The sequence below is a fragment of the Massilia sp. CT11-108 genome (assembly GCF_047302915.1).
In the GTDB taxonomy this organism is placed as follows: Bacteria; Pseudomonadota; Gammaproteobacteria; order Burkholderiales; family Burkholderiaceae_D; genus Telluria; species Telluria orientalis.
Genome location: NZ_JBKYMO010000004.1, coordinates 13,510 through 27,253 on the forward strand (window position 1 = coordinate 13,510; position 13,744 = coordinate 27,253).

At 62.4% G+C, this 13,744-nt stretch carries 15 protein-coding genes; 14 read left to right on the top strand and 1 reads right to left on the bottom strand.

Annotated features, from left to right (window positions below; all coding sequences use genetic code 11):
* The first annotated feature begins 1 nt into the window (after window position 1).
* Genes ACEN88_RS01010 through ACEN88_RS01025 form a run of 4 tightly spaced genes read left to right on the top strand, consistent with a single transcriptional unit; the run spans window position 2 to window position 3,540 of the window.
* The gene (locus ACEN88_RS01010) at window positions 2-886 is read left to right on the top strand and encodes a branched-chain amino acid ABC transporter permease (RefSeq protein ID WP_413336978.1); all 885 of its coding nucleotides are present in this window, start codon (window positions 2-4) and stop codon (window positions 884-886) included.
* 10 nt (window positions 887-896) lie between these two features.
* Window positions 897-1,877, top strand: a complete 981-nt coding sequence (locus ACEN88_RS01015) for a branched-chain amino acid ABC transporter permease (protein ID WP_413336979.1) — start codon at window positions 897-899, stop codon at window positions 1,875-1,877.
* A complete protein-coding gene (locus ACEN88_RS01020) occupies window positions 1,874-2,710 on the top strand; it encodes an alpha/beta fold hydrolase (protein WP_413336980.1) in 837 nt (278 codons plus the stop codon). The genes ACEN88_RS01015 and ACEN88_RS01020 overlap by 4 nt, the downstream gene beginning before the upstream one ends.
* Before the next feature lie 59 nt (window positions 2,711-2,769).
* Window positions 2,770-3,540: a sulfite exporter TauE/SafE family protein gene (locus tag ACEN88_RS01025; RefSeq protein ID WP_413336981.1), complete on the top strand. Its 771-nt coding sequence runs from the start codon at window positions 2,770-2,772 to the stop codon at window positions 3,538-3,540.
* 18 nt (window positions 3,541-3,558) lie between these two features.
* On the opposite strand, the gene ACEN88_RS01030 is transcribed toward ACEN88_RS01025, so the two are convergent.
* Window positions 3,559-4,605, bottom strand: a complete 1,047-nt coding sequence (locus tag ACEN88_RS01030; protein ID WP_413336982.1) for a DUF1176 domain-containing protein — start codon at window positions 4,603-4,605, stop codon at window positions 3,559-3,561.
* A 146-nt stretch (window positions 4,606-4,751) separates the two neighbouring features.
* Here ACEN88_RS01030 and mnmG point away from each other — a divergent pair, with 146 nt between their 5' ends.
* From mnmG to atpA, 10 genes are all read left to right on the top strand, one after another.
* A complete protein-coding gene (gene mnmG, locus ACEN88_RS01035) occupies window positions 4,752-6,686 on the top strand; it encodes a tRNA uridine-5-carboxymethylaminomethyl(34) synthesis enzyme MnmG (RefSeq protein ID WP_413336983.1) in 1,935 nt (644 codons plus the stop codon).
* Window positions 6,683-7,330 (top strand): 16S rRNA (guanine(527)-N(7))-methyltransferase RsmG, encoded by a 648-nt coding sequence (gene rsmG, locus ACEN88_RS01040; RefSeq protein WP_413336984.1) that lies wholly within the window; start codon window positions 6,683-6,685, stop codon window positions 7,328-7,330. Before mnmG ends, rsmG begins: the two co-directional genes overlap by 4 nt.
* Before the next feature lie 116 nt (window positions 7,331-7,446).
* A complete protein-coding gene (locus ACEN88_RS01045) occupies window positions 7,447-8,217 on the top strand; it encodes a ParA family protein (RefSeq protein WP_036237197.1) in 771 nt (256 codons plus the stop codon).
* An 18-nt stretch (window positions 8,218-8,235) separates the two neighbouring features.
* Window positions 8,236-9,120: a ParB/RepB/Spo0J family partition protein gene (locus tag ACEN88_RS01050; protein ID WP_413336985.1), complete on the top strand. Its 885-nt coding sequence runs from the start codon at window positions 8,236-8,238 to the stop codon at window positions 9,118-9,120.
* Window positions 9,121-9,534: 414 nt separating this feature from the next.
* On the top strand, window positions 9,535-9,879 hold the full coding sequence (locus tag ACEN88_RS01055; protein ID WP_056133835.1) for an ATP synthase subunit I: 345 nt from the start codon (window positions 9,535-9,537) through the stop codon (window positions 9,877-9,879).
* Window positions 9,876-10,712, top strand: a complete 837-nt coding sequence (gene atpB, locus ACEN88_RS01060; protein ID WP_371764107.1) for a F0F1 ATP synthase subunit A — start codon at window positions 9,876-9,878, stop codon at window positions 10,710-10,712. The genes ACEN88_RS01055 and atpB overlap by 4 nt, the downstream gene beginning before the upstream one ends.
* An 87-nt stretch (window positions 10,713-10,799) precedes the next feature.
* Window positions 10,800-11,042 carry a F0F1 ATP synthase subunit C gene (gene atpE, locus ACEN88_RS01065; RefSeq protein ID WP_056133842.1) on the top strand — a complete coding sequence of 81 codons (243 nt, stop codon included), beginning with the start codon at window positions 10,800-10,802 and terminating at the stop codon, window positions 11,040-11,042.
* Between the two features lie 73 nt (window positions 11,043-11,115).
* Window positions 11,116-11,586 carry a F0F1 ATP synthase subunit B gene (locus tag ACEN88_RS01070; protein WP_056133845.1) on the top strand — a complete coding sequence of 157 codons (471 nt, stop codon included), beginning with the start codon at window positions 11,116-11,118 and terminating at the stop codon, window positions 11,584-11,586.
* Between the two features lie 2 nt (window positions 11,587-11,588).
* Entirely contained in the window at window positions 11,589-12,122 is a 534-nt protein-coding gene (locus ACEN88_RS01075) for a F0F1 ATP synthase subunit delta (RefSeq protein WP_413336986.1), read from the top strand.
* Between the two features lie 75 nt (window positions 12,123-12,197).
* Window positions 12,198-13,733, top strand: coding sequence for a F0F1 ATP synthase subunit alpha (gene atpA, locus ACEN88_RS01080; RefSeq protein WP_413336987.1), 1,536 nt, complete (start codon window positions 12,198-12,200; stop codon window positions 13,731-13,733).
* The last annotated feature ends 11 nt before the right edge of the window (window positions 13,734-13,744 follow it).

A 13,744-nucleotide genomic window follows, 5' to 3' on the forward strand; every position in this document is an offset into this window, starting at 1 on the left:
TATGGAAATTTTCGGCGTCCCCCTGCAGGCGATGATGAGCCAGCTGCTGCTGGGCCTGGTGAACGGTTCGTTCTACGCGATGCTGTCGCTGGGCCTGGCCGTCATCTTCGGCCTGCTCAACGTGATCAATTTCTCGCACGGCGCGCTGTACATGATGGGCGCGTTCGCCGCGTACATCGGCGTCACGTCGTTCGGGCTGAATTACTGGGCGATGCTCGTGCTGGCGCCACTCATCGTCGGCGCGTTCGGCATCCTGTTCGAAAAGACGATGCTGCGCTGGCTCTACAAGTTCGATCACCTGTACGGCCTGCTGCTGACCTTCGGCATCACGTTGCTGCTGGAAGGCGTGTTCCGCTCGTTCTTCGGCGTGTCCGGCCAGACCCTCGACGTGCCGGAAGCGCTGTCCGGCGCCACCGACCTCGGCTTCATGATCCTGCCGAACTACCGCGCCTGGGTCGTGTTCGCCTCGCTCGTCGTGTGCCTGGCGACGTGGTTCACGATCGAAAAAACGCGGCTGGGCGCCTACCTGCGCGCAGGCACGGAGAACCCGAAACTGGTCGAAGCGTTCGGCGTCAACGTGCCGTTGATGGTGACATTGACCTACGGCTTCGGCGTCGCGCTGGCGGGTTTTGCCGGCGTGCTGGCGGCGCCCGTCATCAACGTCACGCCGCTGATGGGCTCCAATCTCATCATCGTCGTGTTCGCCGTCGTCGTGATCGGCGGCATGGGGTCCATCCTCGGCTCCATCGTCACGGGCCTGGCGCTGGGCGTCGTCGAAGGGCTGACGCGCGTGTTTTATCCGGAAGCGTCGGAAGTGGTCGTGTTCGTCGTGATGGTGGTCGTGCTGCTGCTGCGTCCCGCCGGCCTGTTCGGCAAAGAAAAATGAGGCGATGACCATGAACAGAACACTCGGCTACGGCCTCGCATTGGTGGTGGCGCTGGCGGCACCGTTCGTGGGCTATCCGGTCTTCCTGATGAAGCTGCTGTGCTTCGGGCTGTTCGCCTGCGCCTTCAACCTCCTGATCGGCTACACCGGCTTACTGTCGTTCGGACATGCGGCCTTCTTCGGCGGCGCCGGCTACGTCACGGGCCACGCGCTGGCGGTGCTCGGCTTGCCGTTCGAGGCGGCGCTCGTGCTGGGCGTGCTGGCGGCCGCGGCGCTGGGTTTCGTCATGGGGCTGCTGGCCATCCGGCGCCAGGGCATCTATTTTTCGATGATCACGCTGGCGCTCGCGCAGATGGTGTATTTTGCGGCGCTGCGCGCGCCGTTCACGCATGGCGAGGACGGGCTGCAGGGCGTCCCGCGCGGCAAGTTGCTGGGCAGCGTCGACCTCGGCAACGACCTGACCTTGTACTACGTCGTGCTGGCGATCTGCGTCGCCGGCTTTGCCCTGATCGTGCGCACGGTGCATTCGCCGTTCGGGCAAGTGCTGAAGGCGATCAAGGAAAACGAGGCGCGCGCCATTTCTCTGGGTTACGACGTCGATCGTTACAAGCTCGTCGCGTTCGTGCTGTCGGCCGCACTGGCCGGCCTGGCGGGCGCGACGAAGACCGTCGTGCTCGGCTTCGAAACGCTGACGGACGTGCACTGGACGATGTCCGGCCTCGTCATCCTGATGACCCTGGTCGGCGGCATGGGCACCCTGGCCGGGCCGATTTTGGGCGCTTTCCTGATCGTCGCACTGGAAAACAAGCTGGGCGACCTGGGGAACTTCCTGGCCGAGAAGACGCATGTAGAATGGTTCGCATCACTCGGAGAATCGGTGGGCATCGTCACCGGCCTCATCTTTGTTGCCTGCGTGTTGTTGTTCCGCCGGGGTATCGTCGGCGAGATCGCGGCGGTGCTCCACGCTCCGGTTTCAAGGAGACGCACGTGATCGACGAATCCCTCATGCTGGACGTGAACGGCATCCGCATCCACACGACGACGACGGGGCAGGGACCGGCCGTGCTGCTGCTGCACGGCTTTCCCGACACCCACATCGTCTGGCGCAAGCAGGTCCCCGTCCTGGCCGCCGCGGGCTTTCGCGTGCTGGCCCCGGACCTGCGCGGCTACGGCCGCAGCGACGCGCCGGGCGGCGTCTTCGACTACACGATGGACAAGCTGCGCGGCGACGTGCTGGGCCTGCTCGACGCCCTCCACATCGACAAGGTCTTCCTCGTCGGCCATGACTGGGGCGGCATCATCGGCTGGCAGATCGCGACGCTGGCGCCGGAGCGCGTGCACCGCTACGTGGCGATGTCCACCGGTCACCCGTACGCCATCGCGCGTGCCGGCATCCTGCAGCGCTTGCGCATGACGTATATCCTCGGCTTCATCATGCCGGGCATCGCCGAGCATACGTTGCGCGCCGCCGACTGGTTCATCATGCGCCAGTTCACGGACGAGCCCGGTCAGGCCGACCACTGGAAGCGCGACCTGTCCCCGCCGGGCCGCCTGACGGCCGCCCTGAACTATTACCGCGCCAACCTGAGTCTCGCCCTGCCGCGCGGACACCGCCAGGTGAAAGTGCCGGTGATGGGCTTGTGGAGCGACCGCGACCCGGCCCTGGGCGAAAAGCAGATGCGCGACTCCGCGCACTACGTCGACGGCGAGTTCCGTTTCGAGCGCATCCGCGGCGCGGATCACTGGCTGCAGCTGACGGCGGCCGACGAGGTCAACCGCCTGCTGCTGCAATTCCTGGAAGAGGGGCGGGCGGCGGCCGTCTGAGTTTGTTGCGTCGCAACAAGGGTGTCGGACTACAATAGCGCTTTTACGCGTGATTCATCATGTTCGATTTTGCCCTGCTGGCCGTCGCGGCCTTCGTTGCCGGTCTCGTGGATGCTGTCGTCGGTGGGGGAGGATTGATCCAGATCCCGGCGATGTTCGCCATGTTCCCCCGTGAGGTACCGGCGACGCTACTGGGCACGAACAAGCTGGCCGCGATGTTTGGCACGGCAGTCGCGGCCGTCAAATACTCGCGGCGCGTGACGGTCGCCTGGAGCACGGCGGCGCCGGCGGCCCTCGCCGCATTCGCGCTGTCGTTCATCGGTGCGTGGACGGTGACCCGCGTGCCGGGCGATTTCGTCAGGAGTCTGCTGCCGCTGGTCCTCGTCGCGGTGGCCGTGTACACGTACAAGAAGAAGGACCTCGGCGCCGTCCATGCGCCGTCCCACAGCGGCATGAAGGAGCGGCTGCTGGCGATGGGTGTCGGCGCCGCCATCGGTTTCTATGACGGCTTCTTTGGTCCTGGCACCGGCAGCTTCCTGATCTTCCTGTTCGTCCGCTTCTTCGGGTTCGACTTCCTCAGCGCGTCGGCGGCGGCGAAGATCGTCAACGTCGCCTGCAATATCTCGGCGTTGCTCTGGTTCGGCTACAGCGGCCATCTGCTGTGGCAGCTTGGCCTGCTGATGGCCGTGTGCCAGATCGCCGGCTCACTGGTCGGGACCAAGCTGGCGCTGAAGCATGGCAGCGGCTTCGTGCGCAAGCTGTTCCTCGCCGTTGTCGGGCTGCTGATCGTAAAGACAGCGTTCGACACGTTCAAGCGGCTGGGCTGGTGATTGTTTCACGTGGAACAGTCAACGCGACTTTCGGACGTTCGTCACGAGCGTCGGTAAATCCCATGCGCCACCGGGCGTGAACTGACGGCACATGCCGGATGTTTTGTCGGAGGTCTGGGCAAACGTGTGGCCGTCCCATGTCCAGGTCGCGGTTGCTACGCAGTCGGCAATGCCACGTCCTTTCTGGAACGAGGTAATGACGCCGTCATCGTAATCCGTGGCGGACGTGGTGACGGGGACGGCCGAGTAGGGCGGCTTCTTATTGACGACCCAGTAGCCGTCGCCCGTGTTGTACGCGGCGATCCGGCAGGTGTGCGATGCAAGCAGTTTGTCCTTCGTGAGCGGACGCACCTCGAGCTTGCCCGCCGATTCGGACGCCGAGTCCAGCAGTTCGCAATCGCCTTCCTTCACGGTCTTGCGCAATGCGGTTTTGATCTCGCGGGTCTGCGCCGGGGTAAGCTTGATGGGGTTCTTGTCCTGGCTGACCGGCGCCGCCTCGATCTCTGGCGCGGGCAATGGTGGCAGAACATTTGATTCTGGTTTGCTGCCCTTCCGCACCAATGCGCCAAGCGTATCGAGCCGGCCCTGGAATTCGTCCATCTTGAGCAGCACGGCATTAGCGCCCGCCGTCGAGATAGTCCATGTCGTGCCCTGGCCGGTCCAGGCGATGCGCCCGTCCTTCAGCAGGGCCGGCAGTAGTGCACGCATTTGCGCATCGGTCAGCGTGAGCGTGGACGATTTCGGTTCGATGCGGACGATGCCGACGGCGCGGCCGTCGATGCTCATCGCAAGCTGGTCGGGGGCCGGATGGCGTTCATCTTCCGCCAGCTGCAGCTCGACCTTGATCGGCTGGTGCGGTCCGGCAGCGCGCGTCAACAGGATGGTCGCGTTCGGACCGTCGTCTTCTTCATTGTAGCCGGCTGCGCGACAGGTTCTCGTGTTGTCACAGACAAGTTCCCAGTCCTTGTGGCTGAACGTGGTCGACGGCAGATCCGAGCGTGGATACGCGCTGACGGTCGCGCTGGCGGCAAGCAAAAGACAGGTGAGAGGACGACGTTTCGGCATCGCTGCAAGCTCGAGTGAGTGTGGCGAAAATCCTAACACGGCATTGTTTCACGTGAAACAAATCGTCGTTTTCGCGGCCGAGCCGAAGCCGCATGGAAAAAAGAATCTATAATCCCTTCTTAATCCTCCTCGCAACACACTCCATCATGCTATTTCCGACTGAATTCGACGTGATCGTCGTTGGCGGCGGCCATGCCGGCACCGAAGCGGCGCTCGCGTCTGCGCGCATGGGCCAAAAGACCCTGTTGCTCACTCATAACATCGAAACCCTGGGCGCCATGTCCTGCAACCCGTCCATCGGCGGCATCGGCAAGGGCCACCTCGTCAAGGAAGTGGACGCCATGGGCGGCGCGATGGCCATCGCCACCGACGAAGCCGGTATCCAGTTCCGTATCCTGAACTCCTCGAAAGGCCCGGCCGTGCGCGCCACGCGTGCCCAGGCCGACCGCATGCTGTACAAGCAGGCGATCCGCTCGCGCCTGGAAAACCAGCCGAATTTGTGGCTGTTCCAGCAGGCCGTCGACGACCTGATGGTCGAAGGCGACCGCGTCGTTGGCGCCGTCACGCAGATTGGCCTGCGCTTCCGTGCCCGCGCCGTCGTGCTGACCGCAGGTACTTTCCTTGACGGTAAGATCCACGTCGGTCTGCAGAATTACTCGGCCGGCCGTGCGGGCGATCCGCCTGCCGTGTCGCTATCGTCGCGCCTGAAGGAATTGAAGCTGCCGCAGGGCCGCCTGAAAACGGGCACGCCGCCGCGCATCGACGGCCGCAGCATCGACTTCTCCGTGATGACGGAACAGCCGGGCGACCTCGATCCGGTCCCCGTGTTCTCGTACATGGGCAATGCCGCGATGCACCCCAAGCAGCTGCCGTGCTGGGTCACCCACACGAATGCGCAGACGCACGACATCATCCGTAACGGCCTCGACCGCAGCCCGATGTACACGGGCGTGATCGAGGGCGTCGGCCCGCGCTATTGCCCGTCGATCGAAGACAAGATCCACCGCTTCGCATCGAAGGAGTCGCACCAGATCTTCCTCGAGCCGGAAGGTCTGACCACCAACGAGTTCTATCCGAACGGTATCTCGACGAGCCTCCCGTTCGACGTGCAGCTGGCCCTGGTGCGCTCGATGCGCGGCCTGGAAAACGCGTTCATCCTGCGTCCCGGCTACGCGATCGAATACGATTATTTCGACCCGCGCGGCCTGAAGGCGTCGCTGGAGACGAAGGCCGTCCAGGGCCTGTTCTTCGCCGGCCAGATCAACGGCACCACCGGCTACGAAGAAGCCGCGGCCCAGGGCATGCTCGCCGGTATCAATGCGGCGCTGCAGACGCAGGGCCGCGACGCGTGGACGCCGTCGCGCTCGGAAGCCTACCTCGGCGTGCTGGTCGACGACCTCACGACGCAGGGCGTCGCGGAGCCATACCGCATGTTCACGAGCCGCGCGGAATACCGTCTGTCGCTGCGTGAAGACAATGCGGACATGCGCTTGACGGAGATCGGCCGCAAGCTGGGCGTCGTCGGCGATGCGCAGTGGGAAGCGTTCGAGCGCAAGCGCGAAGCCGTCGCACGCGAACTGGAGCGCCTGCGCGCGACGTGGGTGAACCCGCGCATCCTTGCCGCGGCCGAGTCCGAACGCGTGATCGGTCAAGCGATCGAGCGCGAATACAACCTGGCGGACCTGCTGCGCCGTCCGGGTGTCGAGTACGACAAGCTGGTTACGCTGCAGGGTGTCGACGGCCAGGCGCTGGGCGGCCCGGGTGTGGAAGATCCGGCCGTGAAGGAGCAGGTCGAGATCCAGCTGAAGTATTCGGGTTACATCGACCGTCAGGCGCGCGAGGTCGAACGCCACGATCACTATGAAAACCTGAAATTGCCCGAGAACCTGAACTATCTCGAGATCGCGGCGTTGTCGATCGAAGTGCGCCAGAAGCTCGATAAGCAGCGGCCGGAAACGCTGGGCCAGGCCTCGCGCATTTCTGGTGTGACGCCGGCGGCCATTTCGTTGCTGCTCGTTCACCTGAAAAAGCGCGGCGCCAAAGGTTTTGGGAGTGTCCCGAACGAGGAATCGGCCGCATGAAGAATTTCGATCGAGCGGCCTTGTCCGCCGTGCTGGGCGAGGGGATCGCCGCGATGGGTCTCGACGTGAATCCGGCCCAGCAGGACAAGCTGATGAATTACCTGGCCCTGATGTTCAAGTGGAATGCGGTCTACAACCTGACGTCGCTGCGCGACCCGATGCAGATGGTCACGCACCATCTGCTGGACTCGCTGGCCGCCGTACCGGCCTTTGCGGCCGCGCAGAATGTGCTGGACGTGGGTTCGGGCGGTGGTCTGCCCGGCATCGTGCTGGCAATCGTGCGGCCAGACATGAAAGTGTCGATGATCGACACGGTCCACAAAAAAACGGCGTTTCTTACGCAGGTGAAGGCGGAACTGGGCCTGGCCAACGTCACGGTGTACACGGCACGAGTGGAGCAACTGCAGGTGAGCGACAAATTCGACGTCATCACCTCGCGTGCTTTTGCCGACCTGTCGGATTTCGTCAACTGGTCCTCGCACCTGCTGGCAGACGGCGGACGCTACATCGCCTTGAAAGGGGTGGCCCCGAAAGACGAACAGGAACGGCTGCCGGCAGAGTGGAAGGTCGACAAGGTGGAACCGCTGGACGTACCGAGGCTAGGCGCCGAGCGCCACCTGGTATTCATCGAACGTTCCACGTGAAACAATCCCGTCGAAGCATAAGCATATAAACTGTATAAACAGTTTATACCGTTAATATCATATAAATCGTATAAACCGTTTTAATGATATTAACCGTATGACTGATAAAGGCATACATGGCGAAAATTTTTTGCGTAGCAAACCAGAAGGGCGGGGTCGGAAAGACCACCACCAGCGTGAACCTGTCCGCCGGTCTCGCCAAGCTTGACCAGCGCGTGCTGCTGGTCGACCTCGACCCGCAGGGCAACGCCACCATGGGCGCGGGCATCAACAAGGCGGGGCTGACCTCGTCCATCTATGAGGTGCTGCTGGGCGAGGCCGACGTGGCCACGGCGCGCCTGCGCAGCGAAGCAGGGCGCTTCGACGTGCTGCCCGCCAACCGCGAACTGGCCGGTGCCGAAGTGGAGATGGTCGAACTGGAAAACCGCGAGCGCCGCCTGAAGGAAGCACTGGCGAAGGTCGACGCCGACTACGACTTCATCCTGATCGACTGCCCGCCCGCGCTGTCGATGCTGACCCTGAACGGCCTCGTGTCCGCGCACGGCGTCATCATCCCGATGCAGTGCGAGTACTACGCTCTTGAGGGCCTGTCGGATCTCGTGAACACGATCAAGAAGGTGCATGCGAACCTGAACCATGATCTGCGCATCATCGGCCTGCTGCGCGTGATGTTCGACCCGCGCATGACCCTGTCGCAGCAGGTGTCGGCCCAGCTCGAGCAGCACTTCGGCGACAAGGTGTTCAAGACAATCATCCCGCGCAACGTGCGCCTGGCGGAAGCGCCGTCGTACGGCATCCCGGGCGTCACGTTCGATCCGTCCTCGAAAGGCGCGCAGGCTTATATTGCCTTCGGCGCCGAGATGGTCGAACGCATCAAGACAATGTAACCAGAACCAGCATAAGTCATGGCAACCAAAAAACTCAAAGGACTCGGCCGCGGTCTCGACGCGCTGCTGGGTGGAGACGCTCCCGAGACGCCGGCCGCGCCAAGCGGTGCGCCGTCCCTGCTGCCGGTCGGTCAGATCCAGGCAGGCAAATACCAGCCGCGCACGCGCATGGACGACGGTTCGCTGGCCGAGCTTGCATCGTCCATCAAATCCCAGGGCATCATGCAGCCGGTGCTCGTGCGGCCGATCGACCAGTCGCCGTCCGGCGCGCGCTACGAGATCATCGCCGGCGAACGCCGCTTCCGCGCGGCCCAGCTGGCGGGCCTGGACGAGATCCCCGTCCTCGTGCGCGAAGTGGATGACCAGAACGCCGCCGCGATGGCGCTGATCGAAAACATCCAGCGCGAAGACCTGAACCCGCTGGAAGAAGCGCAGGGCATCGCGCGCCTGATCTCGGAATTCAGTTTTACCCACGAGCAGGCGGCGCAGGCCGTCGGCCGCTCGCGCAGTGCCGTGTCGAACCTGCTGCGCCTCGTGAACCTGGCGCAACCCGTGCAGACGATGCTGATGGCGGGCGACATCGACATGGGGCATGCACGCGCGCTGCTGGCCGTCGACGCGGCCAGCCAGATCGCACTGGCGAACCAGGTGATCGCCAAGCGCATGTCCGTGCGCGAAACGGAAAAGCTGGTCGCGCGCGCGCTGGAAGAGCAGAACGCGCCGCCGGCTGCCGCGCGCCAGAAGGAAAAGTCGGGCGACATCGTGCGCCTCGAGGAAGAACTGTCCGACCGCCTGGCGACGCCCGTCGTGTTCAAGATGGGGCCGAAGGGCAGGGGACAGATGATCATCGACTTCGCCGACCTCGACGTCCTCGACACCGTGCTCGCGCGCCTGCGCGCCTGACGCGGACACCCCCGCACCGATGCCGGGCTGCGCGCCCGGCATTCTTTTATCCACAACGGATGCACCACGGCGACGCGCCACGCACTCCCAGCGCACAGCGTCCTCACTGCCGCGGTGCAAATCGAGCACGTCGGTGAGCGTGCCCCTGGTCGCGTTACCAGACCGTACCGGCTGGTATATGCATGGCCGAAACTATCGGTTTACCTCGCTCAACAGTCGCAAATACACAACATTTCGTAGAAAATTTAACAGTTTCCAGGTAATTTATTTTGTCGTTTTTACACCCGATATAAGCAGGCGCGCGGAGCGAAGAGTTTGACTATGGCTCCGATAACACCTTATAATCCCGCTGATTCATGTAATTACCATACCGTTACACGGTTCCACCACGGCTGGCGCGAAAAGAACAGAAAAATGCTGCGCTTGGTCTCCCTGCAAATCCTGGCAACACTTGTGGCCGGCGTGATCGCCGGACTGCTTGGGGGGTGGGCTGCGATGTTTTCGGCGGTACTTGGCGGGATGTGTTGTGTCGTGCCCAATGGCATCATGGCGTTTCGCCTGTTCGCCAGTTCACAAAAAATGGGCGGTCCAAACCCTGCCACATTTTTCATCTGGGAATTTGTAAAGATTGCTTTAACGCTCGCGCTGCTGTACGCAACGGCGCGGCTGTACCACGGCCTGAACTGGCTGGCCCTGCTGGGCGGGTTCATCGTGGCGCTGAAAAGTTACATCATTTTATTATTTGGGCATAAACAATGACGAACACGGTAGAAACCGCGGCGGAGCATGCGCCAACCGCAAGTGAATATATCCAGCACCACCTCCACCACCTGACTGCAGGTCACCAGAGCTTCGTGGTCGATTTCCACGTCTGGAATATCGATACCATTTTCTGGTCGATCTTTGCCGGCGTGGTCGGCTGCCTGATCATGTGGCTGGCCGCGCGCAACGCTACCGCGGGTGTGCCGGGCCGTTTCCAGGCCTTCGTCGAAATGATCGTCGAGATGGTCGAAGACCAGTCGAAATCCATCATCCACGGTGACCGCAGCTTCATCGCACCGCTGGCCCTGACCGTGTTCGTCTGGGTTGCCCTGATGAACTCGCTGGACTTCCTCCCGGTCGACCTGTTCTCGTCCCTGTTCCGCGTCCTCGGCGTCGAGCACCTGTTCCCGACCCACCGCGTCGTCCCGACCGCCGACCTGAACGGCACCATGGGCATCGCGCTGGGCGTGCTGGCCGTGGTCCTGTACTACAACCTGAAAGTCAAAGGCGTCGGTGGCTGGGTGCATGAGCTGTTCGCTGCACCGTTCGGCATCTACATGGCTCCGTTCAACCTGCTGTTGAACATCATCGAATATGCAGCCCGTACCGTGTCGCTCGCTATGCGACTGTTCGGCAACATGTATGCCGGCGAGCTGTTGTTCCTGTTGATCGCCCTGTTGGGCTCCATGGCAACCGCGTTCGGCTTCGTCGGTCACGTGATTGCGGGTTCGGTCTGGGCGATCTTCCACATCCTGATCGTTGTCCTGCAGGCATTCATCTTCATGATGCTGACGCTGGTCTACATCGGTCAGGCCCACGAGAGCCACTGACAGACGCGATCGCAAGAACGAACAAGATAGTGGTAGTAAAGAAGTTGTAAATTTTTAATTTTTTAACATACTTTTGGAGTAAATCTAATGACTGACTATTCTTACGTTGCGCTGGCTTGCGGTCTGATCATCGGCCTGGGTGCAATCGGTGCCTGTATCGGTATCGCTCTGATGGGCGGCAAATACCTGGAAGCTTCGGCACGTCAGCCTGAACTGATGAACACCCTGCAGACCAAGATGTTCCTGCTGGCTGGTCTGATCGACGCGGCATTCCTGATCGGCGTCGGTATCGCCATGCTGTTCGCTTTCGCAAATCCGTTCCACGCCTAATCGAATCATTATTCGGTTCTGAACAGCCGAACCCCCCAGGTTCGGCATCCGTTTTTGTGAGAAGGAATACACCGTGAACTTGAATGCAACTTTGTTTGCCCAGTTCGTGGTCTTCTTCATCCTGGTTGTTTTCACGATGAAATTCGTGTGGCCGCCGCTGATGAAAGCGCTCGACGAGCGCGCCGAGAGGATCGCGAATGGTCTGGCAGCCGCCGACCGTGGCAAGGCTGAAATGGCCGCCGCAGAAAAGCGCATCGCCGCCGAACTGGCTGCAACGCGTGACGAAAGCACCAAGCGTATCGCCGACGCCGAAAAGCGCGCCGCAGCGATCATCGAAGAAGCCAAGCAGCAGGCATCCGTCGAAGCCGCACGCATCATCGAAGGTGCCAAGGCCGACGCGGAACAGCAAATCACCCGCGCGCGCGAAGAACTGCGTGGCCAGGTGGCTACCCTTGCCGTCGCCGGTGCCGAGCAGATCCTGAAGCGCGAAGTCAACGCAGCGGCCCACGCCGACCTGCTGAACCGCCTGTCGACCGAGCTCTGATCATGGCTGAACTCGCAACCGTCGCCCGCCCTTACGCCGAAGCCCTGTTCCGCGTCGCCCAGCAGGGCGACATGGCCGCCTGGTCGGCCACCGTCGCGGAACTGGCGCAGATCGGTGCCAATCCGGATGTGCAGGCTTTTGCTGCCAATCCGATCGTCACGCACGCACAGCTTGCCGATGCGATCGCGTCGATGGTCAAGTCGCCTTTGAGCCCTGAAGCGAAGAACTTTATTGCGATGCTGGCCGAGAACGGCCGCGTTGCCCTGCTGCCGGAAATCGGTGCCCAGTTTGCTGTGCTCAAGAACGCACAGGAAGGCGCCGCCGACGCGACGATCCACAGCGCGTTTGAACTTTCGGCCGACCAGCTCAACCCGCTGGTCGCCACGCTGGAAAAGAAATTTGGCCGCAAGCTGAACCCCACGGTCGTGGTCGATCCGTCGCTGATCGGTGGCGTGCGCGTGGTCGTCGGCGATGAAGTGCTCGATACCTCGGTCCGCGCGAAGCTGCAGCAGATGCACAACGCGCTGGTCGCCTGAGAATCGCTAGACAAGCACCGTCGCCGCGTCCAGGACTTGCCCTACGCATCAAGAAACTATTAGGAGTTAGCACTCATGCAACTTAATTCGTCTGAAATCAGCGAACTGATCAAGAGCCGCATCCAGGGCCTCGAAGGTCAGGCTGATGTTCGTAACCAAGGCACGGTGATCTCCGTCGCCGACGGTATCTGCCGCATCCATGGTCTGTCGGACGTGATGCAGGGCGAGATGCTGGAATTCCCGGGCAACACCTTCGGCCTCGCCATGAACCTCGAGCGCGACTCGGTCGGCGCCGTGATCCTGGGTGCCTACGAGAACATCTCGGAAGGCGACACCGTCAAGACCACGGGCCGCATCCTGGAAGTGCCGGTCGGTCCGGAACTGCGCGGCCGCGTCGTCAACGCACTGGGCCAGCCGATCGACGGCAAGGGTCCGATCGACGCCAAGCTGACCTCGCCGATCGAAAAGATCGCCCCGGGCGTGATCGCCCGTGAATCCGTGTCGCAGCCGCTGCAGACCGGTATCAAGTCGATCGACGCGATGGTGCCGATCGGCCGTGGCCAGCGCGAGCTGATCATCGGCGACCGCCAGACCGGTAAATCGGCTGTCGCAGTCGACTCGATCATCAACCAGAAGGGCCAGGGCGTCACCTGCGTGTACGTCGCAATCGGCCAGAAGGCTTCGACCATCAAGAACATCGTCCGCTCGCTGGAAGAGCACGGCGCGATGGAATACACGATCGTCGTCGCCGCGTCGGCGTCGGAATCGGCAGCAATGCAATACATCTCGGCCTACTCGGGCTGCGCGATGGGCGAATACTTCCGCGACCGCGGCGAAGACGCGCTGATCGTCTATGATGACCTGTCGAAGCAGGCAGTCGCTTATCGTCAAATTTCGCTGCTGCTGCGCCGCCCGCCGGGCCGCGAAGCATATCCTGGCGACGTGTTCTACCTGCACTCGCGTCTGCTGGAGCGTGCCGCACGCGTGAACGCCGACTACGTCGAGAAGTTCACGAACGGTGCCGTCAAGGGCAAGACCGGTTCGCTGACCGCACTGCCGATCATCGAAACGCAAGCGGGCGACGTCTCGGCATTCGTGCCGACCAACGTGATCTCGATTACCGACGGTCAGATCTTCCTGGAAACCTCGCTGTTCAACGCGGGTATCCGTCCGGCAATCAACGCGGGTATCTCGGTGTCGCGCGTCGGTGGCGCAGCTCAGACCAAGATCATCAAGGGCCTGTCCGGCGGTATCCGTACCGACCTGGCGCAGTACCGTGAACTGGCCGCGTTCGCGCAGTTCGCATCGGACCTGGACGAGTCGACCCGCAAGCAGCTGGACCGCGGTGCGCGCGTGACCGAACTGCTGAAGCAGAAGCAGTACTCGCCGCTGCCGATCTCGCTGATGGCCGCCTCGCTGTTCGCAGTGAACAAGGGCTACTTCGACAGCATCGACGTCAAGCGCGTGCTGGATTTCGAAGCGGGCCTGCATGGCTTCCTGAAGTCGAGCCACGGCGCGCTGCTGTCGAAGATCGAAGAGACCAAGGCACTGGACAAGGACAGCGAAGCAGCGCTGGCCGCCGCCGTCGCCGATTTCAAGAAGTCGTTCTAAGACCGGCTTAT

Coding starts and splice junctions, on each gene's coding strand:
- ACEN88_RS01075 (WP_413336986.1), top strand. CDS start 11,589: ATGGCTGAACTCGCAACCGTCGCCCGCCCTTACGCCGAAGCCCTGTTC.
- atpA (WP_413336987.1), top strand. CDS start 12,198: ATGCAACTTAATTCGTCTGAAATCAGCGAACTGATCAAGAGCCGCATC.
- ACEN88_RS01045 (WP_036237197.1), top strand. CDS start 7,447: ATGGCGAAAATTTTTTGCGTAGCAAACCAGAAGGGCGGGGTCGGAAAG.
- mnmG (WP_413336983.1), top strand. CDS start 4,752: ATGCTATTTCCGACTGAATTCGACGTGATCGTCGTTGGCGGCGGCCAT.
- ACEN88_RS01015 (WP_413336979.1), top strand. CDS start 897: ATGAACAGAACACTCGGCTACGGCCTCGCATTGGTGGTGGCGCTGGCG.
- atpE (WP_056133842.1), top strand. CDS start 10,800: ATGACTGACTATTCTTACGTTGCGCTGGCTTGCGGTCTGATCATCGGC.
- ACEN88_RS01030 (WP_413336982.1), bottom strand. CDS start 4,605: ATGCCGAAACGTCGTCCTCTCACCTGTCTTTTGCTTGCCGCCAGCGCG.
- ACEN88_RS01050 (WP_413336985.1), top strand. CDS start 8,236: ATGGCAACCAAAAAACTCAAAGGACTCGGCCGCGGTCTCGACGCGCTG.
- rsmG (WP_413336984.1), top strand. CDS start 6,683: ATGAAGAATTTCGATCGAGCGGCCTTGTCCGCCGTGCTGGGCGAGGGG.
- ACEN88_RS01025 (WP_413336981.1), top strand. CDS start 2,770: ATGTTCGATTTTGCCCTGCTGGCCGTCGCGGCCTTCGTTGCCGGTCTC.
- ACEN88_RS01055 (WP_056133835.1), top strand. CDS start 9,535: ATGCTGCGCTTGGTCTCCCTGCAAATCCTGGCAACACTTGTGGCCGGC.
- atpB (WP_371764107.1), top strand. CDS start 9,876: ATGACGAACACGGTAGAAACCGCGGCGGAGCATGCGCCAACCGCAAGT.
- ACEN88_RS01010 (WP_413336978.1), top strand. CDS start 2: ATGGAAATTTTCGGCGTCCCCCTGCAGGCGATGATGAGCCAGCTGCTG.